Annotated in this window: 24 protein-coding genes; 23 read left to right on the top strand and 1 reads right to left on the bottom strand. The window is 43.1% G+C overall.

Features of this window, described 5'->3' with window-relative positions; all coding sequences use genetic code 11:
• The first annotated feature begins 227 nt into the window (after positions 1 to 227).
• The 22 genes from DXC04_RS01885 (at position 228) to DXC04_RS01990 (ending at position 22,623) form a co-directional block, all read left to right on the top strand.
• On the top strand, positions 228 to 1,667 hold the full coding sequence (locus DXC04_RS01885; protein ID WP_117537240.1) for an acyl-CoA carboxylase subunit beta: 1,440 nt from the start codon (positions 228 to 230) through the stop codon (positions 1,665 to 1,667).
• 14 nt (positions 1,668 to 1,681) lie between these two features.
• Entirely contained in the window at positions 1,682 to 2,467 is a 786-nt protein-coding gene (locus DXC04_RS01890; protein WP_242992892.1) for an OadG family transporter subunit, read from the top strand.
• A gap of 21 nt (positions 2,468 to 2,488) precedes the next feature.
• Entirely contained in the window at positions 2,489 to 2,863 is a 375-nt protein-coding gene (locus tag DXC04_RS01895) for a biotin/lipoyl-containing protein (protein ID WP_118659706.1), read from the top strand.
• 46 nt (positions 2,864 to 2,909) lie between these two features.
• Positions 2,910 to 4,058 (top strand): sodium ion-translocating decarboxylase subunit beta, encoded by a 1,149-nt coding sequence (locus DXC04_RS01900; protein ID WP_117537237.1) that lies wholly within the window; start codon positions 2,910 to 2,912, stop codon positions 4,056 to 4,058.
• 56 nt (positions 4,059 to 4,114) lie between these two features.
• A complete protein-coding gene (locus tag DXC04_RS01905; protein WP_021861133.1) occupies positions 4,115 to 5,530 on the top strand; it encodes an oxaloacetate decarboxylase subunit alpha in 1,416 nt (471 codons plus the stop codon).
• A 290-nt stretch (positions 5,531 to 5,820) separates the two neighbouring features.
• Positions 5,821 to 6,543 (top strand): LytR/AlgR family response regulator transcription factor, encoded by a 723-nt coding sequence (locus DXC04_RS01910; RefSeq protein ID WP_158549887.1) that lies wholly within the window; start codon positions 5,821 to 5,823, stop codon positions 6,541 to 6,543.
• Positions 6,543 to 7,709, top strand: a complete 1,167-nt coding sequence (locus DXC04_RS01915) for a sensor histidine kinase (protein WP_117537235.1) — start codon at positions 6,543 to 6,545, stop codon at positions 7,707 to 7,709. Before DXC04_RS01910 ends, DXC04_RS01915 begins: the two co-directional genes overlap by 1 nt.
• Before the next feature lie 30 nt (positions 7,710 to 7,739).
• Positions 7,740 to 10,388: an FtsX-like permease family protein gene (locus DXC04_RS01920; RefSeq protein ID WP_118659708.1), complete on the top strand. Its 2,649-nt coding sequence runs from the start codon at positions 7,740 to 7,742 to the stop codon at positions 10,386 to 10,388.
• Complete coding sequence (locus DXC04_RS01925; RefSeq protein ID WP_118287902.1) at positions 10,381 to 11,145, top strand: ABC transporter ATP-binding protein; 765 nt, start codon at positions 10,381 to 10,383, stop codon at positions 11,143 to 11,145. Before DXC04_RS01920 ends, DXC04_RS01925 begins: the two co-directional genes overlap by 8 nt.
• An 11-nt stretch (positions 11,146 to 11,156) precedes the next feature.
• Positions 11,157 to 11,912, top strand: a complete 756-nt coding sequence (locus DXC04_RS01930) for an ABC transporter ATP-binding protein (RefSeq protein ID WP_118659710.1) — start codon at positions 11,157 to 11,159, stop codon at positions 11,910 to 11,912.
• 69 nt (positions 11,913 to 11,981) lie between these two features.
• Positions 11,982 to 12,920, top strand: coding sequence for a MurR/RpiR family transcriptional regulator (locus DXC04_RS01935; RefSeq protein WP_118659712.1), 939 nt, complete (start codon positions 11,982 to 11,984; stop codon positions 12,918 to 12,920).
• On the top strand, positions 12,913 to 14,151 hold the full coding sequence (locus DXC04_RS01940) for an NAD(P)/FAD-dependent oxidoreductase (RefSeq protein WP_118659714.1): 1,239 nt from the start codon (positions 12,913 to 12,915) through the stop codon (positions 14,149 to 14,151). The genes DXC04_RS01935 and DXC04_RS01940 overlap by 8 nt, the downstream gene beginning before the upstream one ends.
• Positions 14,152 to 14,283: 132 nt before the next feature.
• A complete protein-coding gene (gene cmk, locus DXC04_RS01945; protein ID WP_118659716.1) occupies positions 14,284 to 14,940 on the top strand; it encodes a (d)CMP kinase in 657 nt (218 codons plus the stop codon).
• A 9-nt stretch (positions 14,941 to 14,949) separates the two neighbouring features.
• Positions 14,950 to 15,807 (top strand): 4-hydroxy-3-methylbut-2-enyl diphosphate reductase, encoded by an 858-nt coding sequence (ispH, locus tag DXC04_RS01950; RefSeq protein WP_118519323.1) that lies wholly within the window; start codon positions 14,950 to 14,952, stop codon positions 15,805 to 15,807.
• Positions 15,788 to 16,879, top strand: coding sequence for a 30S ribosomal protein S1 (rpsA, locus tag DXC04_RS01955; RefSeq protein WP_021861123.1), 1,092 nt, complete (start codon positions 15,788 to 15,790; stop codon positions 16,877 to 16,879). Before ispH ends, rpsA begins: the two co-directional genes overlap by 20 nt.
• 208 nt (positions 16,880 to 17,087) lie before the next feature.
• Positions 17,088 to 18,410, top strand: coding sequence for an electron transport complex subunit RsxC (rsxC, locus tag DXC04_RS01960; RefSeq protein WP_118659718.1), 1,323 nt, complete (start codon positions 17,088 to 17,090; stop codon positions 18,408 to 18,410).
• 26 nt (positions 18,411 to 18,436) lie between these two features.
• Positions 18,437 to 19,387, top strand: coding sequence for an RnfABCDGE type electron transport complex subunit D (locus DXC04_RS01965; RefSeq protein WP_021861121.1), 951 nt, complete (start codon positions 18,437 to 18,439; stop codon positions 19,385 to 19,387).
• The gene (locus DXC04_RS01970; protein ID WP_021861120.1) at positions 19,387 to 19,971 is read left to right on the top strand and encodes an RnfABCDGE type electron transport complex subunit G; all 585 of its coding nucleotides are present in this window, start codon (positions 19,387 to 19,389) and stop codon (positions 19,969 to 19,971) included. Before DXC04_RS01965 ends, DXC04_RS01970 begins: the two co-directional genes overlap by 1 nt.
• 12 nt (positions 19,972 to 19,983) lie before the next feature.
• Positions 19,984 to 20,703: an electron transport complex subunit RsxE gene (gene rsxE / locus DXC04_RS01975; protein WP_021861119.1), complete on the top strand. Its 720-nt coding sequence runs from the start codon at positions 19,984 to 19,986 to the stop codon at positions 20,701 to 20,703.
• 13 nt (positions 20,704 to 20,716) lie between these two features.
• Positions 20,717 to 21,292 (top strand): electron transport complex subunit RsxA, encoded by a 576-nt coding sequence (gene rsxA, locus DXC04_RS01980; protein WP_021861118.1) that lies wholly within the window; start codon positions 20,717 to 20,719, stop codon positions 21,290 to 21,292.
• Between the two features lie 13 nt (positions 21,293 to 21,305).
• On the top strand, positions 21,306 to 22,097 hold the full coding sequence (locus tag DXC04_RS01985) for an RnfABCDGE type electron transport complex subunit B (protein WP_021861117.1): 792 nt from the start codon (positions 21,306 to 21,308) through the stop codon (positions 22,095 to 22,097).
• Positions 22,098 to 22,146: 49 nt separating this feature from the next.
• The gene (locus DXC04_RS01990; RefSeq protein ID WP_118659720.1) at positions 22,147 to 22,623 is read left to right on the top strand and encodes a DUF2752 domain-containing protein; all 477 of its coding nucleotides are present in this window, start codon (positions 22,147 to 22,149) and stop codon (positions 22,621 to 22,623) included.
• Positions 22,624 to 22,719: 96 nt separating this feature from the next.
• On the opposite strand, the gene DXC04_RS01995 is transcribed toward DXC04_RS01990, so the two are convergent.
• The gene (locus DXC04_RS01995) at positions 22,720 to 24,012 is read right to left on the bottom strand and encodes a nucleotidyltransferase (protein ID WP_118659722.1); all 1,293 of its coding nucleotides are present in this window, start codon (positions 24,010 to 24,012) and stop codon (positions 22,720 to 22,722) included.
• A gap of 125 nt (positions 24,013 to 24,137) precedes the next feature.
• Here DXC04_RS01995 and mgtE point away from each other — a divergent pair, with 125 nt between their 5' ends.
• Complete coding sequence (gene mgtE, locus DXC04_RS02000) at positions 24,138 to 25,499, top strand: magnesium transporter (RefSeq protein WP_021861115.1); 1,362 nt, start codon at positions 24,138 to 24,140, stop codon at positions 25,497 to 25,499.
• Positions 25,500 to 25,609 lie beyond the last annotated feature (110 nt).

The raw sequence follows: 25,609 nt of genomic DNA on the forward strand, positions 1-25,609 counted from the left end.
GAGGAAAAATGCAATATAAAAGTTTATAATTATGCATATTATTAATAGGAAACAACATGTTTGTGCATAAAAACCTATAACTATAAAAAGTTGATAAGATTTTAACAAAAATAAAGGAAAATACTTGCAGATTGATGTCGGAAAAGATATAATATAATTGGCTAAAATTTGGTTTTACTTTTCCAAGAAGTATAAACCTTAAAATAAGGAAAATGGAGGGCTGGACTATGGGCAACATGGCAACAGAAAATGCAGCAGGTAATCGTATTTTATCGATTCTTGATGCAGGAAGCTTTGTTGAGATCGGTGGCGCTGTAACAGCAAGAACAACAGATTTCAACATGCAGGACAAAGAAACTCCGGCAGACGGTGTGGTGACCGGATATGGAGTAGTAGACGGTAATTTAGTGTATGTGTACAGCCAGGATGCATCCGTATTAAACGGTGCGATCGGCGAGATGCATGCGAAGAAAATTGCAAACATCTATGATATGGCAATGAAGATGGGAGCGCCGGTGATCGGAATGATCGACTGTGCGGGACTGAGACTTCAAGAGGCAACCGATGCACTGGATGCTTTTGGTAAGTTATATACAAAACAGGCACTTGCATCCGGCGTGATTCCGCAGATTACAGCAATCTTTGGAACATGCGGAGGAGGACTTTCCGTAGTTCCGGCTCTTTCTGATTTTACATTTATGGAAGCAGAGAAAGGAAAGCTTTTCGTAAACTCTCCGAACGCAGTTGCAGGAAATGAGATTTCCAGATGTGATACATCATCTGCAAAATTCCAGAGCGAGAAAGCCGGTCTGGTAGATGTTGCAGAAACAGAAGAAGAGATTCTTGCAGATATCCGTTCTCTCGTATGCATGTTACCTTCTAACAACGAAGATGATGCTTCCTATGAGGCATGCGAGGATGATCTGAACCGTGTATGTGCAGATCTGGCGAATGCAGCAGAAGATACTGCAATCGCACTTGCAGAGATTTCTGATGACCATATTTTCTTTGAGACAAAACGTGATTTTGCGAAAGATATGGTAACAGGATTCATCAAATTAAACGGACTGACTGTTGGCGCCGTTGCCAATCGTTCAAAAGTATATAATGAAGAAGCAGAAGTTGTAGCAGAATTTGACGGATCTTTAACTGCTGACGGAGCAGATAAAGCAGCAGATTTTGTGCGTTTCTGTGATGCATTTGGAATTCCGGTGCTGACTCTTACGAATGTATCCGGATTTGCAGCAAGTGCATACGATGAGACACATCTTGCAAAAGCGGCAGCACGACTGACTTATGCATTTACAGAGGCAACTGTAGCAAAAGTAAATGTCGTGATCGGCAAAGCTTTTGGAAGTGCTTATGTAGCAATGAACAGCAAATCTGTCGGAGCAGATATGGTATATGCGTGGCCACAGGCAGAGATCGGTATGATGGATGCGAAGCTGGCTGCCAAAATCATGTATGCAGATACAGATGCTGAGACAATTAATGAGAAAGCAGCTGCTTATGCAAAGCTTCAGACAAGCCCGGATGCAGCAGCAAGAAGAGGATATGTGGATACGATCATCAATCCGGAAGATACAAGAAAATACATCATTGGCGCATTTGAGATGTTATTTACCAAGAGAGAGGATCGTCCGATGAAAAAACACGGAACAATTTAGAGAGGTGAGGCAAAGTGAAGAAAAAAATTAGCTTAATAATTTGTATGCTTGTAGCTGTATTATGCTTTACCGGTTGTTCCAATTCAGGCAATGAATTGAAGTATGACAAATCTTCTATTAAAGAATCAACAGAGTTTCTGATCAACTATTGCCAGAGTGCAGATGATGCGACGATTCAGCAGTGGGAAGATATGGACGACTTTAATCTGGAATATCAGCTGATGCAGTCAGGACTTCCGTATACAGCAGACGGATTTACCAGTGCACTGGAAAGCTGGCAGTCTGGAATCAAAGAGTGTGGAGCATATGTAAGTCATGGAGATTTCAAATATGAAGCTTCCAAAGACGAACTTAAGGTTACAACAGCGGCAAAATTCAAAGACAGAGATGCCACATTGACATTTGTATATAACCAGAAATTAAAACTGGAGAGTATGACAGTTGACGGAAAATATTCCATGGGTGAAGTCCTGGAAAAAGCCGGCCTGAATACCGTACTTGGAATGGGAACGGTATTCGTTGTGCTGATCTTTATCTCCCTGATCATTTCTCTTTTCAGATTCATCCCTGCGCTGGAAGAAGCATGGAAGAACAGAGGAAAGAAATCGGCAAAAGAAGCTGAGGCTGTTGTAGTAGAAGAGGCAACACAGAGCGCATCTGCTGAGGCAGAAGATGTTACGGATGATACAGAGCTGGTAGCGGTTATTGCAGCGGCTATTGCAGAATATGAAGGAACAGGCACAGATGGATTTGTAGTAAGAAGCATCAGACGCCGTCCGTCTAATAAATGGAACGCATAGAGAATTTAGGAGGATTGAATCATGAAAAATTATACAATTACAGTAAACGGAAATGTATATGATGTAACTGTTGAAGAGAACGGCGCAGGCACAGCACCTGCAGCAGCACCAAGAGCAGCAGCGCCTAAGGCAGCTCCTAAGACAGCGCCGAAAGCAGCAGCACCTGCGGCTAGAAACGCCGGAAGCATTGAAGTAAAAGCAGGAGCAGCCGGAAAAGTATTTAAGCTGGAAGCAAGTGTCGGACAGAGCGTGAAGAAAGGTGATGCAGTTATCATCATTGAAGCAATGAAGATGGAGATTCCAGTAGTAGCTCCGGAAGACGGAACAGTTGCAAGCATTAACGTAGCAGTTGGAGACGCAATCGAATCCGGTGCAGTTTTAGCTACATTAAACTAATGTGAAACTGATTCCTTATGGAATGAATACGACTGGAGGTTAAGAAATGGAATATATAACATCAACATTGGGAAACCTCGTGCATCAGACAGCTTTTTTCAGTCTCACATGGGGCAATTTGATCATGATTGCTGTAGCATGTTTTTTCCTGTATCTGGCAATCGCGCGGGGGTTTGAACCTTTGCTCCTTGTGCCGATCGCATTCGGTATGCTGCTTGTTAATATCTATCCGGATATTATGCTGCATGCAGAAGATTCGGCAAATGGAACGGGCGGACTTCTGTATTATTTCTTTAAATTAGATGAATGGGCAATCCTGCCGTCTCTGATTTTCCTTGGAGTTGGAGCAATGACAGACTTTGGACCATTGATCGCGAATCCGAAGAGTTTCCTCTTAGGTGCTGCAGCACAGTTTGGTATTTTCGCAGCTTACCTTGGAGCGATGGCATTCGGATTCTCTGATAAAGCGGCCGCGGCTGTATCCATCATCGGTGGGGCGGATGGACCGACTTCCATCTTCCTTGCCGGAAAGTTACAGCAGACAGCAATTATGGGACCGATCGCAGTGGCGGCGTATTCGTACATGGCGCTTGTCCCGATCATTCAGCCGCCGATCATGAAGCTTTTAACAACAGAAGAAGAACGTAAGATCAAGATGGAGCAGTTAAGACCGGTATCCAAACTGGAGAGAATCCTGTTCCCGGTCATCGTTACAATCGTTGTTTGTGTGATCCTTCCTACAACAGCACCGCTGGTAGGTATGCTGATGCTCGGAAACCTCTTCCGTGAATCAGGTGTTGTAAGACAGTTGACAGAGACCGCTTCCAATGCACTGATGTATATCGTAGTTATCTTACTTGGTACATCTGTCGGAGCAACAACAAGTGCGGAAGCATTTTTGAACAAACAGACTATTTTCATCGTTATCCTTGGACTGATTGCATTTATGTTTGGTACAGCAGCCGGAGTATTATTCGGTAAGATCATGTGCAAAGTTACCAGGGGAAAAGTTAATCCGCTGATCGGATCAGCCGGAGTATCCGCCGTTCCAATGGCAGCCAGAGTATCCCAGAAGGTTGGAGCAGAGGCAGATCCTACGAACTTCCTTCTGATGCATGCAATGGGACCGAACGTTGCCGGAGTTATCGGTACAGCAGTTGCAGCCGGAACATTTATGGCGATCTTCGGAGTTTAAGAACCGGATATTTCGTATGATAACGATTGAATACTGATTATATGGAGGAAGAAATAATGGCAGAAATTGAAAAAAAACCAATTAAAATAACAGAGACAATTCTGCGTGACGCACACCAGTCTCTGATTGCCACTCGTATGACAACAGAACAGATGCTTCCGATCATCGATAAGATGGACAAGGTTGGCTATCATTCTGTAGAGTGCTGGGGTGGTGCAACATTTGACGCATCTTTACGTTTCCTGAAAGAAGATCCATGGGAGAGACTTCGTAAATTCCGTGACGGATTTAAGAATACAAAATTACAGATGCTGTTCCGTGGACAGAATATCTTAGGATATCGTCCGTATGCAGATGATGTAGTAGAGTATTTCGTACAGAAATCAGTTGCAAATGGTATTGATGTGATCCGTATTTTTGACTGTTTGAATGACCTTAGAAACTTGCAGACGGCCGTTACAGCAGCAAACAAAGAAAAAGCAGAAGCACAGGTAGCGCTTTCCTATACACTGGGAGATGCTTATACACTGGATTATTGGGTAGATATCGCCAAGAGAATCGAAGATATGGGTGCTAATTCTATCTGTATCAAAGATATGGCGGGTCTGCTCCTTCCGTACAAGGCAACAGAGCTGATCGGTGCATTAAAAGAAGCTACAGATCTTCCGATCCAGCTTCATACACATTATACATCCGGTGTTGCTTCTATGACTTACTTAAAAGCAGTAGAGGCAGGTGTAGATGTCATTGATACTGCAATGTCACCATTTGCAATGGGAACATCACAGCCGGCAACAGAAGTTATGGTTGAGACGTTCAAAGGAACACCTTATGATACAGGTCTGGATCAGAAATTACTTGCGGAGATCGCTGATTACTTCCGCCCGATCCGTGACGATGCATTAGACAGCGGACTGCTGAATCCGAAGAACCTTGGTGTAAATATCAAGACTCTTCTGTATCAGGTACCGGGTGGTATGCTTTCAAACCTGACATCTCAGTTAAAAGAGCAGAATGCAGAAGACAGATACTATGAAGTACTGGAAGAAGTGCCGAGAGTAAGAAAAGACTTAGGTGAACCGCCGCTTGTAACACCGTCTTCACAGATCGTAGGTACACAGGCTGTATTTAATGTACTGATGGGCGAACGTTATAAGATGGCTACAAAAGAGACAAAAGACGTATTAAGTGGTAAATACGGTGCAACTGTAAAACCATTTAACGAAGAAGTGAAGAAGAAAGTATTAGGAGACGATGCTGAGATCATCACATGCCGTCCGGCAGATCTGATTCCGGCAGAATTAGATACACTCCGCAAAGAGTGTGCACAGTGGATCCAGCAGGATGAAGATGTATTAACTTATGCATTATTCCCGCAGGTAGCTGTTGACTTCTTCAAATACAGAGAAGCACAGCAGACAAAGATCGATCCGAATGCTGCTGATACAGAGAACGGAAGTTATCCGGTATAATAACTTCTTTTAATTAAAAATTGTATATTTTATATGCGATGCAGAAGTTCTGTCAGACAATGAAAGTTGTCCGGCAGGACTTTTTCATGTCCTGAAATACCTGGATTCATGTCCAAATGTATAAGAAAATTTTGTGATGTGCTATAATGTGTGATATCGGCAGGTGAATATGGTACATCTACATAGGTTTCACATACAAAGAGAATAATCATTCAGTGCCTGCCCTGCTACAAGCATAAAAGTAAGACGAAAGTCTTCGGATATGTGTACAGAGGGAGATGGGGGAATATATGCATTTAACAATAGCAATTATAGAAGACGAACAGCCGGCGCGTGAGCGAATCGGCGAGCTTGTCATACAGGAACTGTCCGGTGAGACGGAAGTTTATATAGAAAAATACGAGGACGCAGAGAGGTTCCTTAAAGCACTTGAAGTGAAGAAAGAAACAGCGTATCCGGACGTTGTAATCTCTGACATTGACCTTCCGGGAATGAATGGAATTGAACTGGGAGCGGAGTTAAAAGGAAACGGCATAGAAACATATCTCGTATTTCTGACGTCTTTTGCAGAATTTGCGGCAGACAGTTATATACTGGAGGCTTATCAGTATATTCTGAAGCGGGATATGAAAGAGCGACTCGGAGATGTGCTCCGGGGGATTGCGAAGGAAAAGCAAACGAGCGAACAGGATTTCCTGTGGGTTGGAGATCATGAGAAGAAGTTGTTTTATAAAGACATCATCTGTGTGAGTAAGGTAAAAGGGCAGAAATACTCGGAGTACAGAACGAAGAAAGAAGTGTACCGGGAGCGGATGCCTTTATTTCATATACAGGAACAACTGGGGACAGATGCATTTATCATGGTCGGACGAAGTTGTCTTGTAAATATTGAACACATTGCGGGTATTTCAGCAGAGTCGGTGCAATTAGATAATGGGGATGTAATCGGAGCCGGAAGAGAACTGATTTGGGAAGTGAAACAAAAAGTAACTGCGTACTGGAGAAAAAACTAATGGGAAGAGAAAGAAAATGGACAAGTGTCCAACTGATAAATATTATATTCTGCGGACTGATGCAGATTTTTTATTTCTTCCCGTGGCTTAAGTATGGCAACCAGCATTGTTCTCTGCACCGGTATATTTTTCGGGCGCTTACAAGAAACGACTATATAGAAGCGTTTAACAAGACATATTATCCGGGGAAAAATCTGGGGATTTATGAACAGAAGATGGCAATCCTGGTCCTTGTTTATCTGATGAGTTTTTTTGTGGCGCAGGTAGTGGATCTGCTTCTTTTATACCGGAATATGAACCAGATTCCGTACCGAGATCATCAGGGACTGTTTTGGGTTATCGCGATGACGTGGGTGTTCTTCCTTGAATATGCAGATTATCAGGGAGCAGATGAGCAGTTTTATATTCCGATGTCCATGTTCATTTACCTGAATACGTGGCTTGTGGTCAAAGGTGTCCAGTATTTTGCATGTAGGATGACAGAAAGTTTGGAGTATATGAATCTTTCCAGCCAGAAAAAGCTGGAGCAGAAAGAACAGGAAGTACTGGAACTTAAGGTAAATGTGTTGGAAGAGCGGTTCAAAGGAATGTTAAAGAGCCGGCAGGTTGTCCATGACATGAAGAATCATCTGTTGGCGCTAAGGCGTTATGAACAGGAAAGAGACTGGGATGGGATTCACGAATATCTGGAAAAATTAAGTGATGCGATACTGGTGCATAATTATCAGGTGTGGACAGGAAACCAGATGCTGGATATGATTCTGAACCAGAAGATGCAGGATGCGAAAGACTCCGGTGTACAGATGACGATCCAGACGGAAGTATTTACAAAATTGCCGTTTACGGACTGGGAGATCATCACGCTATTTGGGAATCTTCTGGATAATGCACTGGAGGCAACGCAGAAAGTGACTTCGGAAAATCCATGGATCCATGTGAAATTTATAAGACGGAACCGGCTTTTTTACGTGGAGATTGAGAACAGTGCAGAGGAAGCAGTGAAAGTGGAAAATGGACAGCTCCGGTCGCAGAAAGAAGAAAACGGACTGCATGGATACGGTATGAAAAATGTTCGGGAAATCGTAGAAAAACATGAAGGTGATCTACAATATATAACTACAGATACCAGTTTTCTTGTCAGTGTATCCATATATGACATGAAATAGAGAAAATCTTAGGATTGAGAGGAAAAAGAAATGCAGAAGAAAAAGAGCAGAAGAAAAGAAAAAATATGTGTCGGAGTCATCGGATATGCGATATTTCTGATCTATTCCATGTGGCCGGTTTACCGGCTCCGGGATGGGTATCATTCCTTTTATGGTGTTTTCCGATTATTGTCGCAGAAAGGAGCTGCCGCACTGACAGACAGTTGCCGGGATGTGTGGGACGGCAATATGGGAGCCATAAAGATTCAGGTTGGCCTGTTTGTAATTATGCAGATCGTGGCAGTATTGTATCTGATACTGCTGATTTTAAACAAATACCGGTATATCCAGCCGGTTGTGATCGGTATTGCGATCACAGAGATGTTTCTGAGTGATTATGCAGCTTACGGTACAGTTGCAGATAATGTGATGGCATTTATGTTTTTTATGCCTATGGTAGTAATGAGTCTTCTTGAGCTTGCTCTGCAGAAGATGATCGATGTCTATGATGAAGCACTGGCAAGATCTAGAAATTATGAAGTGCAGGAACAGGAAAAGAAAGAAGAAGCGCACAGAAGACTGGATTTTCCGGGCAAATACACGAAACTTTTCTATCATATGATCTGGAAGAATTTCCGCTCTGACTGGAAAGATTACCGGCTTTTCCTATTCTGCGGAATCATGGTCGGAACACTGGCATTTTCCGGACTGGGAGCTTATGAGATGCTGTCTTCTTCCCACCGGGCTGATCTGTCTATGTATGGTGGCGAAGGACTTGGACGAATCCTGATCAATGCGATGATCCCGCTTGCGGCATGCTGCCTTTTCCTGATGGTATTTGTGCTGATCTTTTATCTCAGAAAATGGATTCAGAACTATAGTATCTTTGTAACACTCGGAATCAGAAGAAAGGCGCTCTGGACGATCGCCGGACTGGAAATCGGACTGGGATTTGTATTTTCCTATATAGGCGGAGTAATTGTCGGAAATGGAGTCCTTCTGCTTTTCCGTAAAATTGTCGGAAACATGGTGGGCGATCAGATCAATCTGTCATATGCAAGTAAAACAACGTATCTGGTATCACTTGCCGTTCTGTTCCTTGTCTATCTTGTTTCACTGATGGCAACAAGAGACATTGTGTCGGATTTTAACCTGATCTCAGCGGCAACACGTAATGTTGCAAAAGAGAAGATGCCGCGGAGGTTTTTGAAGATCATTACTGTGATCGGAGCTGCTATCTGCGGATACAGTGCTATTTCTTACAGCAAGATTTACAATTACGAGAAGATTACACTGATGCTGGCATTGTTTGTCGGACTGTTTCTTCTCTACCGCTTTGGCGGGACATTGTTGCTGCGAAAAGACAAGGCATCAAAAGGGTATCTGGGTACGCTTCTGAAACGCAATGACCGCTATCACCGTTCAAAGACAACTGCGTGGTATCTGGCAGCGCTTACAGCTTTGCATATCTGCGGAATGTTTTATTTTGCATTCCAGTCAGTATCTGTAACGGTTGCAGAACAACCGGAAAGCCTGTTCCCATATGATTTCATGTGCATTTCTTACGATGAAGACCAGAAGACATTTGAAAATCTGGAGAAACAGTACGGAGCAAAGGTTACGACTTATCCGATGGTAAGAATCTCGAATTCGGATAAAACGGAGAAGAATGAGGGCTATTATGAAAAACGAATACAGGGACAACAGATCGGTATTTCAGAATCTACTTATCATGCACTGAAAAAAGCAATTGATCCGGATTATAAACCACACTTTCTCCATCTGGATGCAAAGGGAGAGAAAGTCTATCTTGTGCACCAGCAGGACCGCTCTGTGAAAGCACAGCCGATAGACTGGACGTTTAGTAAGAAGAAACCCAATATCCATGTTGGCATTGTATGTGAAGGATATACCCCATATGAGCATTTTTCCGAGGAGACGACATATCAGCAACGTACAATCGCAGGCGAGGAGATTGGAAGCCTGACCGGATGTTTCCGCGATGGAAAACTGGAAAATCTCGTTGTGTTTTCGGATGCATTCTTCACAAAAGCACAGAATCTCTGGAAGACAACGAATGTGCTGAATGGTTCGTTTATTAAAAAGAAAACGGATGCGATTGAAGGGCTGACTGTGAAGCAGGGACCGACAAAACTGGTGTTGATAAACAGTAAAGCGAAAGATCACAAAGCAATCAAGAGAGAACTGGAAAAATTCCAGGAAAAACATAAAGAAGATCAGGCTTACGATGCGGAAATCGCAAATTATTATGCAAAGGATGAAAGTGTAAAAGACCTGCGTTCGGAACGTATGATGAAGCTGATCGTGAACCTGTTTGTCACGGCAACAATGCTTTTTATAAGCATGTTCCTTGTCTATATTAAAGTGCTTTCTGAACTGGATGAGAAGAACAAAAGAGCCGAATTTTTCACTTGTATGGGTATGAGAAAGAAAGAGAGAATCCGCATTCTTCTCGGTGAATTACATCTGATGTTCTGGCTTCCTGGAGCGTTTACCGCGCTTGTGACAGCTGTATTTACCGGAATTACATTCTATGTGCGGATGTATACAAATGCAGTTAAGCTACAGTTTATAACTCACGCAGTATGGCTCTGGGGCGGCTATATTCTTGTAGAACTTCTGTTTATGTGGCTGCTTGGAAAGTTTATGGTTCGAAAGGTGGAAAAAGACGATGAATAATCAGGAAATCATAAAAGTAGAAGATCTGACACGGAATTACCGGATGATCTACGCAGAGAATCCGGAAGACCGGGAGATCAAGGTGTTAAAAGGACTGAATTTCGCTGTGAAGACAGAAGAATTTGTCGGGATCATGGGAAAATCCGGCTGTGGAAAGACAACGCTTCTGAAAGTGCTTGGTCTGATCGATAAACCAACCGATGGTACATTGTATTTCAATGGCGTGGATTCGAGAAAACTGTGGAGCGACGAGCTTGCTGATATCCGCAGAAGAAAAATGGGATTTGTATTTCAGGATTTTTATCTGCTTGACAGTCTTTCGGTAGAAGATAATATCATGGTTCCGATGGTGCTTGATAAAGCGCCGGTGAAGGACTGCCTGGAAAAAGTAGCTTATTATATGGAGAAATTCGGTCTGATGCATCTGACAAAGAAGAAACCGAATGAACTGTCCGGCGGGGAGCGTCAGCGGGTAGCAATCTGCCGCGCGCTCATTAATGATCCCGAACTCATCCTTGCAGATGAACCGACAGGCAATCTCGATACCCAGTCAGGACAGATTGTTATTGATGCACTGACCGAGATTAACGAGAAAATGAAGAAAACAATCCTTATGGTTACGCATGATCCGAAAATGGCAAGCTATTGCAGCCGGATTATTTTGCTGAAAGACGGCCAGATTCTGGAAGAACTGAAAAGAGAAAAAGACCAGGATGCGTTTTACCACAGAATTGTGGACAAGATGCAGGAACTGTAGGAGGAGTGGATATGCATATACTGGAAGTGAAAGAACTGGTGCGTGATTACAGCATTATCAGTGAAGATAAAAAAGAAAGGACGCAGATCCATGTATTGAAGGGACTGGATTTTTCCGTGGAGGCAGGAGAATTCGTCGGAGTCATGGGTAAATCCGGCTGCGGCAAGACGACGCTCTTAAAGACGCTCGGTCTGATCCACCGTCCTACGTCCGGAAGTGTCTGGTTTGAAGGAGAAGATACCGGAAAACTGCCGGAAGAAAAGAGGGCAGACATCCGCAACCGGAAGATCGGATTTATTTTTCAGGATTTTTACCTGATGAACAGTCTGTCTGTTGAAGAAAATATTATGCTTCCGATGATGATCGCAAAGAGCGAGCCGGAAGAAATGAGAAAAAGAGCTGCCGCCTATGCCACGCAGTTTGAGATTGCACATCTGCTTAAGAAATATCCATACGAGCTGTCCGGCGGAGAGCGTCAGAGAGTGGCGATCTGCCGTGCACTCATGAATGAACCGGAACTGATTCTTGCAGATGAACCGACAGGAAATCTGGATTCCCGTTCCGGGCAGATCGTGATTGATGCGCTTGGAAAAATCTCGAAAGAACTTGGAAAAACGATTCTTATGGTGACGCATGATCCGAAGATGGCGAGCTGTTGCGGGCGGATTCTGCTTCTGAAAGATGGAGTTATTCTCAAAGAATTGAAGGCAGAGGAAGACAAAGATGCATTTTACAGGAAAATAACCGGGCAAATGGAATGTTTATAGTCCTTGAATATTTTCTCGAATTTATATATAATGGATACGGTAAATTGAGAAGAAAAGGACAAAAACGATATGGGAAATAAAAATGAATTACTTCAGAAGATAGATGAAGGTTATTCAAAATTCAGCAAAGGTCAGAAAAAACTGGCGGATTTTATCAAAGAAGATTATGATAAAGCGGCATTTCTGACTGCTGCGAAGATGGGGGAAGAAGTCGGCGTCAGTGAGTCTACGGTTGTAAGATTTGCGATGGCGCTTGGATATGACGGCTATCCGGGATTCCAGAAAGCGCTGGGCGAGATGATCCGTACCAAATTAAATTCCATCCAGAGAATGGAAGTCACATATGGACGCATCAGTCAGGGCGAGATACTGACATCTGTATTACAGTCAGATATTGATAAGATCAAGCTGACGATGCAGTCCATTGACCATGAATCATTTGAACTTGCAGTGGAGACGATTCTGAATGCGAAGAAGATCTATGTGATCGGTATCAGAAGCTGTGCACCGCTTGCAAGTTTTCTTGGGTTTTATCTGAACCTGATCTGTGATAATGTAGTTGCTGTGCACACAAACAGTTCAAGTGAGATTTTTGAACAGCTTATCCGGATCGATGAAGACGATGTGATTATCGGAATCAGCTTCCCGCGGTATTCCATGCGTACTTTAAAAGCGCTGGAATTTGCAAGTAACCGCAAGGCAAAAGTAATCACGCTGACAGACAGCGTCCATTCGCCGATGACGTTATATTCTTCCTGCAATCTGATCGCGCGAAGTGACATGGCGTCTATCGTAGATTCACTTGTAGCACCTCTGAGCGTGGTAAATGCGTTTGTGGTAGCACTCTGTATGAAGAAGCAGGATGAAGTCATCACAACACTGGAGACGCTGGAACGGATCTGGGATGAGTATCAGGTATACAGCAAAGATGAACTGAACATGGTAGATGATAAAGTAGAACTGTCTTCGTCCAAAGCACAGATAGATGGAGAAGAGACTTATGAATAAAGTATTAATCGCAGGTGGTGGCGCTGCGGGCATGATGGCGGCAGTTATGGCGGCAAGAGAAGGTTGCACGGTTACACTGTTTGAAAAAAATGAAAAACTGGGCAAGAAGGTATTTATCACAGGAAAAGGTCGTTGCAATCTGACAAATGCCTGTGATGTAGAAGATCTGTTTCCGGCAGTGAAAACGAATGCGAAGTTTCTGTATAGTAGTTTTTACGGATTTACAAACCAGGATGTCATGGATTTCTTTGAAGAGCTTGGCATGCGGACGAAGATTGAACGAGGGGAACGGGTATTCCCGTTATCTGATCATTCTTCCGATGTGATCCGTACTTTGGAAGAAGAGATGAAGAGACTTGGTGTGAAGATCTGCCTGAATACATCTGTGAAGAAGATTGAAGCGAAGGACGGGCATTTTACAGGCGTCGTATTATCTGATGGAAAGAAAGTGTCCGGAGATGCGTGTGTCGTTGCAACCGGAGGCATCTCTTATCCGTCTACAGGTTCTACTGGGGACGGCTACCGGTTTGCAAAAGAACTGGGACTTGAAGTGACAGACTGTCTGCCGTCGCTTGTACCGATGGAGACTCAGGAAGACTGGGTGCCGGAGCTTCAGGGACTGTCTCTTCGAAATGTAAATGCGGTTATCAAAGACGGTAAGAAGAAGCTGTATGAAGACTTTGGAGAGATGCTTTTCACGCACTACGGCGTCAGCGGTCCGCTTATGTTAAGTGCCAGCAGTGTAATTGGCAAGAAACTAAAAGCTCATCCACTGACATTGGAAATCGACTTGAAACCGGCATTGTCTATAGAGCAGCTCGATCAGAGAGTCCTGCGTGATTTTGAAGAAAACCATAACCGACAGTTCAAGAATGCGATCCACAAGCTGTTTCCGGCGAAACTCATTCCGGTGATGATCAAACTTAGCGGAATCGATCCGGAGAAAAAGGTCAATGTAATTTCCAGAGAGGAAAGACAGCATTTTGTTTCCCTGATCAAAAAAATTCCAGTGACATTAACCGGACTGCGCGGATATAATGAGGCAATCATCACAAAAGGTGGTGTCAGCGTGAAAGAGATCGATCCGGGCACGATGGAGGCAAAGACAGTATCTGGCTTGTATTTTGCAGGAGAAGTACTGGATCTGGATGCAGTGACCGGAGGATTTAATTTACAGATTGCATGGTCTACTGCATGTGCGGCTGCAAGAGCCTGTGCATGGCAGAAATAAATGGATATGTGTATGCTTACGTGCTGTTTTGGAAAACAGACAAAGATTGTAACGGGAAGGCACGTGAGTTTGAAAAGCAAGCTATATATTATTAATTATTAAATAAAACAGATAGAGAAAGAGGGCAGAAGAATGGGATATAATATCGCAATTGACGGACCGGCAGGAGCCGGAAAAAGCACCATTGCGAAACTGGTGGCAAAAGAAAAAGGATACATTTATGTAGATACAGGAGCGATGTACCGTGGAATGGCAATTTATTTTCTGGAAAAGAATATTTCGCCGGAAGATACAGAAGCGATCGAAGCAGACTGCAAGAATGTAAAAGTAACGATCGGCTATGAAGAAGGTGGACAGCAGGTCTACTTAAACGGTGAGAATATCACAGGGAAATTAAGAGAAGAAGCAGTAGGAAATATGGCGTCTAAGATCTCTGCAATCCCGGCAGTCAGAGAAGCACTTTTAGGACTGCAGAGAGATCTTGCAAAAACAAAAGATGTTGTCATGGACGGACGTGACATCGGTACCTGTGTATTACCAGATGCAGATGTGAAAGTATTTTTAACTGCAAGTGTACAGACAAGAGCAAAACGTCGTTTTGATGAACTGACAGAAAAAGGTGAAACTTGTGATCTCGCCGAGATTGAAAAAGACATTGAAGAGCGCGACAGAAGAGATATGACGAGAGAGATCGCACCGCTTAGACAGGCAGAAGATGCGACACTCGTAGACAGCTCAGATATGACAATCCCGGAAGTAGTTGCCGCAATTACGGCGCTCTGCCATTAGGAGGCATATATGAAAGTTGAACTTGCGAAGACAGCGGGATTTTGCTTCGGAGTAAAGCGGGCAGTGGATACTGTATACAGACAGATAGAAGCACACCCAGACAGTCCGATTTACACATACGGACCGATCATCCATAATGAAGAAGTCATCAAAGATATGAAAAAACACGGCGTGAAGGTGATTGGAAGCGCAGAAGAGCTGGAGAATCTGGACAGCGGAATCGTAATCATCCGGTCTCACGGAGTAGCAAAAGAAGTCTACGATTTGTTGACTGAAAAAGGACTGACCTGTGTGGATGCAACCTGCCCATTTGTCAAGAAAATCCATAAAATTGTCCAAGAGCAGAGCGCACAGGGTGCACACATTGTTGTGATCGGAAATTCGGAACATCCTGAAGTGCAGGGCATTAAAGGATGGAGTGGAAATGATGTGACAGTCATCCAGACTGTAGAAGAAGCGAAAAGTTTTCAATTAAAAAATAAAAAGCAAAAACTGTGTGTCGTATCTCAGACGACATTTAATTACAATAAATTCAAAGATATAGTTGAAATTATTGAAAAAAAGAGGTATGATATACTTGTTTTAAATACGATTTGCAGTGCAACAAAAGAACGCCAGGAAGAGGCTCGCGACATTGCAAAGAGGGTGGACGCTATGATTGTTATAGGAGACAAGAGAAGCTCTAATACCCGCAAACTATTTGAGATATGCAGTAATGCATGTGCGGATACGTACTATATACAGACACTTGACGATTTTGATATGAATCAATTAAGGTCCGTGGAAACAGTAGGTATTACAGCAGGGGCATCCACGCCCAAGAAAATAATTGAGGAGGTTCAAAATAATGTCAGAATTAACTTTTGAACAAATGTTGGAAGAATCATTTAAGACAATCAGAAATGGAGAAGTCGTAGATGGTACAGTCATTGATGTAAAACCGGATGAGATCATCTTGAATATCGGCTACAAAGCAGACGGTATCATTATGAGAAATGAGTATACGAACGAACCTAACGTAGATCTGACAACAGTCGTATCTGTTGGAGATCCAATGACAGTAAAAGTACTGAAAGTAAACGACGGAGAAGGTCAGGTGCTGTTGACATACAAGAGACTGGCTGCCGAGAAAGGAAATGAGAGACTGAAAGAAGCTTATGAGAACCATGAAGTTCTGAAAGCTCCGGTTGCACAGATCCTTGGCGGTGGATTGAGCGTAGTTGTTGATGAGGCAAGAGTCTTTATCCCTGCAAGTCTTGTATCTGATACCTACGAGAAAGATCTGAGCAAATATCAGGATCAGGAGATTGAATTCGTTATCAGTGAGTTTAATCCTAGAAGAAACCGCGTGATCGGTGACAGAAGACAGCTTCTTGTTGCAGAGAAAGCAGAAAAACAGAAAGAACTGTTTGCTAAATTACAGGTTGGAGATACTGTAGAAGGAACTGTTAAGAATGTTACAGACTTCGGAGCGTTTATCGACCTTGGCGGAGTAGACGGACTCCTTCACATCTCAGAGATGTCTTGGGGACGCGTTGAGAATCCGAAGAAAGTATTCAAAGTTGGCGATGAACTGAAAGTCCTGATCAAAGACATTCACGATACAAAGATCGCGCTCAGCTTAAAATTCCCGGAGACTAATCCATGGGCAGATGCAGCTGAGAAGTATGCAGTAGGAACTGTAATCGAAGGAAAAGTTGCAAGAATGACAGACTTCGGAGCATTTGTTGAATTAGCTCCTGGAGTAGATGCACTTCTTCATGTATCACAGATTTCCAGAACACATGTTGATAAACCGTCTGATGTACTGTCTGTAGGACAGACAGTAACAGCTAAGATTGTTGATCTTAATGAAGCTGACAAGAAGATCAGCCTGAGCATGAAAGCTTTAGAGCCGGCTGAGTCAGAGGCTTCACAGAACGAAAGCTCTGAAGAGTAATCGTACTGTAAGAATTCAAGCGTATATATAAAAGCGAAAGAGAAAAGATAGAGGTTTCATACCTCTATCTTTTGTGTGTCTGAACATCTGTTAAAAAATGAACAAGATGTTCATTAAAATGTACAAAAAAATCACTTGACACACTGGTAAGTCTGGTGCTTTTTGGGTATAGTTAATATGAAAATTAAAAGGAAGGAAGGAAAAGGGAATGGCATTGTTAACTTTTAAGGGTGGTATTCATCCGGATGACGGTAAGCGTCTTGCAAAAGACAAGGCAATCGTTGATGTTAAACCCACAGGAGATCTGGTATATCCGGTTTCCCAGCACATCGGGGCGCCTGCCAATCCGATCGTAGCAGTTGGCGATCATGTTTTAAAAGGACAGATGATAGCAGAAGCCGGAGGATTTGTTTCTGCACCAATCTATGCTTCAGTATCAGGAACAGTTAAGGCGATCGCTCCACATTTGAACCCGACTGGAGGTACTGTCAACAGCATTGTCATTGAAAATGATGGTGAATATAAAGAAGTAGAATATCCTGCGGTAAAACCAGTTGATGAGATGACAAAGGAAGAGATCCTTAACGCAATTGGCAACGCAGGTGTTGTTGGTATGGGAGGAGCAGGTTTCCCGACCAGAGTTAAGCTTTCTCCAAAAGAACCTGACAAGATTGATTACATTATTGCAAACTGTGCAGAATGTGAACCATATATCACAGCAGACTACAGAACAATGATCGAAACACCGGAGAAACTGGTAGAAGGTATGAAGATCGTTCTGAGACTTTTCGATAACGCGAAAGGTATATTCGGTGTTGAGGATAACAAACCAGATTGTATCGCAAAATTAAAAGAACTCACAGCAGGTGACCCACGTCTGGAAGTTCTGGCGCTTAAGACAAAATACCCACAGGGTGGTGAGCGTCAGCTTATTTATGCGACGACAGGTCGTGCGATTAACTCTGCTATGCTTCCGGCAGATGCAGGATGCGTTGTAGACAACGTTGCAACACTTGTAAGCATTTATCAGGCTGTAGCAGAAGGAAAACCTTCTATGGAACGTGTCGTAACAGTCAGCGGAGATGCAGTGAATGAACCAGGTAACTTCCGTGTTCCGTTTGGTATGAACCAGGCTGAGCTGGTAGAAGCTGCCGGTGGATTCAAGACAGAGCCGGAGAAATTGATTTCAGGTGGTCCGATGATGGGATTTGCAATGTTTTCACTAGATGTTCCGGTTACAAAGACATCATCATCCATTCTTGGATTTACAAAAGACGAAGTAGCAAAATTCGAGCCAACCGCATGTATTAACTGCGGACGATGCGTAGATGCCTGCCCAAGCCGTCTGATTCCATCTCGACTTGCAGATTATGCAGAGCATCATGACGAAGAGACCTTTACAAAACATAATGGTCTGGAATGTATGGAATGTGGATCATGCAGTTTCGTCTGTCCGGCAAAACGTCAGTTGAAACAGGCAATCGGTTCTATGAGAAAAATTGCACTTGCTAATCGTAAGAAGAAAAAATAAGAGAAGAGAGGAAGAGGTGAACAAACGTGAGTGAGAACAATTATAAACTGTCATCTTCACCACATATTCGTGACAAAGTTACCTCCAGCAATATCATGCTTATGGTTGTTATTGCACTTTTGCCGGCTTCGGCATTCGGAGTTTATAACTTTGGAATACCAGCACTGATCGTACTGATCAGCACAACCGTATCAGCGGTTCTTACAGAGTACATATATGAGAAACTGATGCACAAGAAGATTACCATCAACGACTGGAGTGCAGTTGTTACCGGTCTGTTGCTTGGCCTTAACATGCCGGCTTCAGCACCATGGTGGATGGGCGCTCTTGGTAGTGTATTTGCAATTCTCGTTGTAAAACAGTTATTCGGAGGACTGGGACAGAACTTCATGAACCCGGCGCTCGGTGCAAGATGTTTCCTGCTGATTTCTTTTGCAGGACCGATGACAAAGTTTGTTTACGATGGAGTATCCGGACCGACACCGCTTGCTACTTTAAAAGACGGTGGCTCTGTTGATTCCATGAAGATGCTTATCGGAACAATTCCGGGAACAATCGGTGAGACATCTGTGATCGCAATCATTATCGGAGCAGTATTCCTTATTATGCTTGGTATTATTGATTTGCGTATTCCGGGAACATACATTGTATCCTTTGTTATTTTCGTCGGAATTTTCGGACCATTTACAAAAGCACATGTAGGATTCTTTGATCCACAGTACATCACAGCACACCTTTGCGGTGGTGGTCTGATGCTCGGAGCATGGTTCATGGCAACCGATTATGTAACATCTCCGATTACGAAAAAAGGACAGTATGTATATGGTATCCTTCTTGGAGTACTGACCGGACTGTTCCGTCTGTTCGGTGGTTCCGCAGAAGGGGTATCTTATGCGATCATCATCAGTAACCTTTTAGTCCCACTGATTGAAAGAGTTACTCTTCCAAAACCATTTGGTAAAGGAGGAGAAAAATAATGAAGAAAAATCCAATTATTAAGAATGCACTTATTCTTACAATTATTACATTAATCGCAGGATTAGGTCTTGGCTTTGTATATGAGATCACCAAAAACCCGATCGCACAGGCGCAGGAAAAAGCTAAGAAAGAAGCATGGCAGGCGGTATTTACAGATGTAGATGCGAATGCTTTTGAAGCACAGGACGTAGATGCGAAGATTGCAGATAAAGCGATCAAATCAGTCGGTGCAAAAGCAACTGTCGATGAAGTTTGTAAAGCAGGCGACAAAGGATATGTAATCACAACCACAGACAAGGAAGGTTATGGTGGAGATATCCAGATTACAGTAGGTATTACTTCTGATGGTACAGTAAACGGAATTTCTATCTTATCGATCAGCGAGACAGCCGGTCTTGGTATGAAAGCAAAAGAGCCGAAGTTCTACAATCAGTACAAGGGCAAGAAAGCTGAGAAATTCGTTGTATCAAAAGATGGTGGAGACGGTGAACAGATCGATGCAATCAGTGGTGCAACAATTACATCACGTGCAGTTACAGGAGCTGTCAACGTAGCACTGGCTTATTATCAGAATGCATTTTAGGAGGTAGCAGACATGAACAGATGTACTGAAAGACTATATAATGGTTTAGTTAAAGAGAATCCTACCTTCGTGCTGATGCTTGGTATGTGTCCTACACTTGCCGTAACTACATCCGCAACCAATGGTGTTGGTATGGGTTTGTCAACAACAGTAGTATTGGTATTATCCAATATGCTGATTTCCATGTTACGTAAGATCATCCCGGATTCAGTCAGAATGCCGGCATTCATCGTAGTCGTAGCATCATTCGTAACAATTGTACAGTTTCTTCTGGAAGGTTTTGTACCGAGTCTTTATGACGCACTTGGTCTTTACATTCCACTGATCGTAGTAAACTGTATTATCTTAGGACGTGCAGAAAGCTATGCTTCCAAGAACCCGGTTCTTCCGTCAATCTTTGATGGTATCGGTATGGGACTTGGATTTACTGTAGGTCTTACATGTATTGGTATTGTACGTGAGCTGATCGGAGCAGGACAGATCTTCGGTAAACAGATTATTCCGATCGCTGACGAAGCAGCAGGAAAAGCCGGATATGTACCGGTTACAATCTTTATTCTTGCACCGGGAGCATTCCTGGTACTTGCAGGACTGGTTGCTCTTCAGAACAAGATCAAAGCCAATGCTGCCAAGAGGGGTAAAGAAGTTGTAGAAGCTAAGGGATGCGGCGAAGGCTGTGCATCATGTAATGGATGCGGCGGAAAAGTATTCCCTACAGGAAACGAAGAATAGGAGGAGTACATAGATGAAAGAATTATTACTTATCGCAATTGGATCTGCGATTGTCAACAACGTTGTACTCAGCCAGTTCCTGGGAATCTGTCCATTCCTTGGAGTATCCAAAAAGGTTGAGACTGCTTCCGGTATGGGAGGAGCTGTAATCTTCGTTATTACAATCGCATCATTCTTTACAAGTTTGATTTATAAGTTTATTTTGTTACCATTGAATATTTCTTACCTGCAGACGATCGTATTCATTCTCGTAATCGCTGCACTGGTACAGTTTGTAGAGATGTTCCTGAAGAAGAGCATGCCGTCTCTGTATAATGCACTTGGTGTGTATCTTCCTCTGATCACAACAAACTGTGCAGTACTTGGTGTAGCACTTACAAACGTTCAGAATGAGTATTCTATTCTGGAAGGTGTGATCAATGGTATCGGTACTTCTGTCGGATTTGCAATCGCAATTGTGATCATGGCAGGTATCCGTGAAAAGATCGAATACAATGATGTATCTGAGTCATTCCAGGGAACTCCTATCGTACTGCTTACAGCAGCACTGATGTCAATTGCGTTCTTTGGATTCTCAGGATTAATATAGGAGGAAACAGACTATGAGTATAACAGGTATTATTTTAGCTGCTGCAATCGTAGGCGGCACCGGATTATTCATTGGTGTGTTCCTTGGTATTGCAGGAAAGAAATTTGCAGTAGAAGTAGATGAGAGAGAAGAAGCAATCCTTGAAGTATTGCCTGGAAACAACTGTGGTGGTTGTGGATATGCAGGATGTTCCGGACTTGCAGCTGCTATTGTGAAAGGCGAAGCTGAAGTTGGAGGATGTCCGGTCGGTGGAGCTCCGGTTGCAGCAAAGATTGGTGCGATCATGGGACAGGAAGCCGGTGCACAGGTACACGAAGTAGCATTTGTAAAATGTGCAGGAACCTGTGACAAAGCAAAACAGGAATATGAATATCACGGACTGAACGACTGTGTTATGATGAACATGATGCAGGCGGGAGGACCGAAAGGATGTAATTATGGATGTCTTGGAGAAGGAACATGTGTGAAAGCCTGTCCGTTTGATGCCATCCATATTGTAAACGGAGTTGCTGTTGTAGACAAAGAAGCATGTAAAGCATGTGGTAAATGTGTGGCAGCTTGTCCGAAACACCTGATCGAGATTGTACCGTATGACCAGAAACACCTCGTACAGTGCAGCTCTAAGGACAAAGGTAAAGATGTTATGTCTGTATGTTCCGTTGGATGTATCGGATGTAAGATGTGTGAGAAGATCTGTAAATTCGACGCTGTTAAGGTTGAGAATAACATTGCACACATTGATCCGGAAAAATGTATCGGATGCGGTGCATGTGCAGCAAAATGTCCGAAGAAGATCATTCTGTAGAAGAACGTCTTTTTCAGAGATTTATGAAATTGGGATACAGGAGAATCGTATGAAAAGATCTTTCAAAACGATAATATCCGAAGGATATGAACAATTCATAAAAGATATAAAGCAAACAAAATGGGCGATTATTGTTATAATCGCCTATTTTGTGTTTGGTAGAAAATTTATTTATAGTATTTGTCCGCTCATTATGCTTACCGGATATCCATGTCCGTCCTGCGGACTTACAAGAGCCGGTATCCGGCTATTGCATTTTGATTTTGAAGGAGCATGGCATATGCATCCATTTATCTATGTGGTTGCAATTCTTGTATTTCACTATTGCTGGAACCGTTATATCAGGCTTCAGTTAAGGCAGCCAAAGAGTATGAAGATACTTGCAGGAATCGCACTTGTGGCACTTGTGATTTTTTATATTTACCGCATGGTGCGTTATTTTCCGGGGGAACCACCGATGAGCTATTACTCTGGGAATCTGCTGCATACTTGCAAAAATTTCCTTGCAAATTTATTTGTCCAATGATTTTATATAATAAATTTTTAATTTGGGTATCATTCCGAAACCTGTGTCAACAGAATGGATCTGTATCAAATCTGTTAATCATTCTGAATAACAGGATTATTCGGTGTCAACTCTTATGATCTGCTGTCTGTATTCATTAAAGAATGGAATTTTAAACTTATCAGTTAAAACACTCTCATATAAATTAGCAGCCTGGATATCTGTGTGGAGCATGGAAAGCCCTGTCTCTGATAAGCTGTCTGTCTGTGTTAGCTTCGTAATCAATGGGATGCGAGACGTCTGCTTAAGTATTGTAAGGACAGAAGACTGATCCATTCGGAAACCGAGAAGGCGCGCATACTGACAATTTCCACGAGCCTGATAATCCAGCATATCTGCGGTTTTAATCTGCAAAAGAATATGAAGCAGTGACCGGCTGATTCTTGTATAGGTAAGATCTCTTGATTTCAGAAGATCACAAAACTGTTCGTAAGAGATCAGGTCATCAATGTGATTCATGATCCGGTTTGCAAGATCCTCTGTGATATCAAGATATTTCATAAGAGAATCTGAAGTTTCGTTCATAAGCCGGTATTTCAGAAGAAGTGAAAAATCATTTGCATATACCGGATACCGAATCAGGTGTGTATCCCGAAGAAGATCAATGCAAGCAGAAGGTACCTGGTCTTCCAGTCTTGTCAGTACATCAGAGAGCGGTGGTTCGTCGTAGATGCTGTCACTTCTTAAATGAATCGAACTTCCGGCCTGCGCAAGGAGTCTGCGGATCGCAGAGGCAGAACTGTAATTTCCGGACAGATCCCGATCATGATAACCGGACTCTTTACGCTGGATTGTATAGCCTTTGATCAGGCTTCCGGTCTGATATAATGCTTTGATATATTCGATGCCGAGAATGTTGTTCGGTTCATCCAGTACCTGATCCACATTTTCATCTTTTAAATAGGAGGATAATGCCTGCTGCCTTGCGCGCGGAAAAGAAAGCCCCTTGCGCAGTGCTTCTTTCAGATAGAAGGTATAATCCTCCGGTTCCTCTGTAAGAATCCCGGCGATACGTTCCAGTAGTGCATAGTCTCCACATTCACTTCCGAAACAGAGTGCATCTACACAGCCAAGATGGTTAAGCAAAGAAACAGCACCTGTGGCGAAATATTCGGCGCTTCCAGTTGCGTAGCAGACCGGAAGTTCAAAGACGGCGGCAACACCACTTTCCAGAGCTACCTGGGCGCGCAGATGCTTTGGCATGATCGCGGGTGTTCCACGCTGTACATAATTTCCACTCATAATAACAAGAACAGCGTCTGCTCCGGTGATTTCTTTTGCTTTTCTTATATGGTATAAATGCCCGTTATGAAAGGGATTGTATTCAGCAATCAGTCCGACAATTTTCATAAAAAATCTCCTTGTATATCTATTTGAAATTGATTATACTATAAAAAGGGACTTTAGGTCAAAAAAGTCATTATTTTCACATTTTGTTTATTACAATTGTTTTCAGGAGAGAAAGGAGGATATATATGAGCCAGGAAATCGAAGATATACTGACAGAAGATGAGATTAAAGAGATGTTGGAAAATCGGCAGTACAAAGAATTAAAAGAACAACTGGAAAGTAATATGTATCCTGTTGACCTCGCTGAGATTTTAGAGGATTTTGACCAGAAGCAGCTTGTTATGATCTTCCGGCTTCTTGCTAAAGAAGAAGCGGCTGAGACGTTTACTTATATGAACAGTGACATGCGTGAGATTCTGATTAATGCACTGACTGATTCCGAGCTGGAAGAAGTCATGGAAGAGATGTATCTGGATGATACGGTCGATGTGCTGGAGGAGATGCCGGCGAATGTTGTTGACCGTCTCCTGATGGTGACAGATGAAGAGACAAGAGTGCAGATCAATCAGCTCCTGCAATATCCGGAGGACAGTGCGGGCAGCATTATGAATGTGGAGTATATTGCACTCCGTAAAGAGATGACGGTTGCAGAATCTATTTTGAAGATTCGTCAGGTCGGTTTGAACCGGGAGACAATTTATACCTGTTATGTCACGGAAAAGCGTAAGCTTATCGGTCTTGTAGATGTCAAAGAATTACTGACGACCAGTGAATCGAAGACAGTGGAAGAGATCATGGAGACAAACATGCTCTATGCACATACAACAGATGACCAGGAGGAAGTTGCACTGACGATCCGCAAATACGGTCTGATCGCACTTCCAATCGTAGACCATGAGATGTGTATGGTCGGTATCGTAACAGTAGATGACGCAATGGATGTATTGCAGGAAGAGACGACGGAAGATATCAGTATCATGGCGGGGGTCAATCCGAATGAAGAATCTTATTTTGGGACAACGGTTATGGAACATGTGAAGAGCCGAATCCCATGGCTTCTGTTTCTGATGCTATCGGCAACCGTGACACAGATGATCATGAACAGTTATGAATCAGCGCTTGCCATTATGCCGCAGCTCGCAGGATTTGTCCCGATGTTGACAGGTACCGGAGGAAACTGCGGTTCCCAGAGCTCAACACTGGTGATCCGGGGACTGGCAGTCGGCGAGATTGAATTCCGGGATCTCCTGAAAGTAATATGGAAAGAAATCCGTATCGCAGTATGTATCAGTATTGTGCTTGCTGTGGTAAATGGACTGCGAATTATGCTGATGGGGCAGGGCGATGCGCTGATGGCATTTACGATCGGTTTGACAATGGCTTGTACCGTTGTGATCGCCAAAGTTGTTGGATGTACACTTCCGCTTATCGCAAAGCGGGTAGGTCTGGACCCGGCGATCATGGCAACACCTCTGATTTCAACACTGGTAGATATCAGCACGATCAGCGTATACTTTGCAATTGTCAGTGCAGTATTTCAGTTATAGGTGCGTGATATATGCATATAGACAGAAAAAATGAGATAAAGTGACAGAATGTATGAAAAAATACACATAAGAGACCTTGTTTGCAAGGTCTCTTTGTATTATAATAGTCC

It is taken from the genome of Dorea sp. OM07-5 (genome assembly GCF_003481355.1).
Taxonomy (GTDB): Bacteria; Bacillota; Clostridia; order Lachnospirales; family Lachnospiraceae; genus Dorea_D; species Dorea_D hominis.

What these genes read in the sequence shown, in the direction of transcription:
- DXC04_RS01885 (WP_117537240.1), top strand. Translation starts at nt 228, where the DNA reads ATGGGCAACATGGCAACAGAAAATGCAGCAGGTAATCGTATTTTATCG.
- DXC04_RS01895 (WP_118659706.1), top strand. Translation starts at nt 2,489, where the DNA reads ATGAAAAATTATACAATTACAGTAAACGGAAATGTATATGATGTAACT.
- DXC04_RS01900 (WP_117537237.1), top strand. Translation starts at nt 2,910, where the DNA reads ATGGAATATATAACATCAACATTGGGAAACCTCGTGCATCAGACAGCT.
- DXC04_RS01905 (WP_021861133.1), top strand. Translation starts at nt 4,115, where the DNA reads ATGGCAGAAATTGAAAAAAAACCAATTAAAATAACAGAGACAATTCTG.
- DXC04_RS01910 (WP_158549887.1), top strand. Translation starts at nt 5,821, where the DNA reads ATGCATTTAACAATAGCAATTATAGAAGACGAACAGCCGGCGCGTGAG.
- DXC04_RS01915 (WP_117537235.1), top strand. Translation starts at nt 6,543, where the DNA reads ATGGGAAGAGAAAGAAAATGGACAAGTGTCCAACTGATAAATATTATA.
- DXC04_RS01920 (WP_118659708.1), top strand. Translation starts at nt 7,740, where the DNA reads ATGCAGAAGAAAAAGAGCAGAAGAAAAGAAAAAATATGTGTCGGAGTC.
- DXC04_RS01925 (WP_118287902.1), top strand. Translation starts at nt 10,381, where the DNA reads ATGAATAATCAGGAAATCATAAAAGTAGAAGATCTGACACGGAATTAC.
- DXC04_RS01930 (WP_118659710.1), top strand. Translation starts at nt 11,157, where the DNA reads ATGCATATACTGGAAGTGAAAGAACTGGTGCGTGATTACAGCATTATC.
- DXC04_RS01935 (WP_118659712.1), top strand. Translation starts at nt 11,982, where the DNA reads ATGGGAAATAAAAATGAATTACTTCAGAAGATAGATGAAGGTTATTCA.
- DXC04_RS01940 (WP_118659714.1), top strand. Translation starts at nt 12,913, where the DNA reads ATGAATAAAGTATTAATCGCAGGTGGTGGCGCTGCGGGCATGATGGCG.
- cmk (WP_118659716.1), top strand. Translation starts at nt 14,284, where the DNA reads ATGGGATATAATATCGCAATTGACGGACCGGCAGGAGCCGGAAAAAGC.
- ispH (WP_118519323.1), top strand. Translation starts at nt 14,950, where the DNA reads ATGAAAGTTGAACTTGCGAAGACAGCGGGATTTTGCTTCGGAGTAAAG.
- rpsA (WP_021861123.1), top strand. Translation starts at nt 15,788, where the DNA reads ATGTCAGAATTAACTTTTGAACAAATGTTGGAAGAATCATTTAAGACA.
- rsxC (WP_118659718.1), top strand. Translation starts at nt 17,088, where the DNA reads ATGGCATTGTTAACTTTTAAGGGTGGTATTCATCCGGATGACGGTAAG.
- DXC04_RS01970 (WP_021861120.1), top strand. Translation starts at nt 19,387, where the DNA reads ATGAAGAAAAATCCAATTATTAAGAATGCACTTATTCTTACAATTATT.
- rsxE (WP_021861119.1), top strand. Translation starts at nt 19,984, where the DNA reads ATGAACAGATGTACTGAAAGACTATATAATGGTTTAGTTAAAGAGAAT.
- rsxA (WP_021861118.1), top strand. Translation starts at nt 20,717, where the DNA reads ATGAAAGAATTATTACTTATCGCAATTGGATCTGCGATTGTCAACAAC.
- DXC04_RS01985 (WP_021861117.1), top strand. Translation starts at nt 21,306, where the DNA reads ATGAGTATAACAGGTATTATTTTAGCTGCTGCAATCGTAGGCGGCACC.
- DXC04_RS01990 (WP_118659720.1), top strand. Translation starts at nt 22,147, where the DNA reads ATGAAAAGATCTTTCAAAACGATAATATCCGAAGGATATGAACAATTC.
- DXC04_RS01995 (WP_118659722.1), bottom strand. Translation starts at nt 24,012, where the DNA reads ATGAAAATTGTCGGACTGATTGCTGAATACAATCCCTTTCATAACGGG.
- mgtE (WP_021861115.1), top strand. Translation starts at nt 24,138, where the DNA reads ATGAGCCAGGAAATCGAAGATATACTGACAGAAGATGAGATTAAAGAG.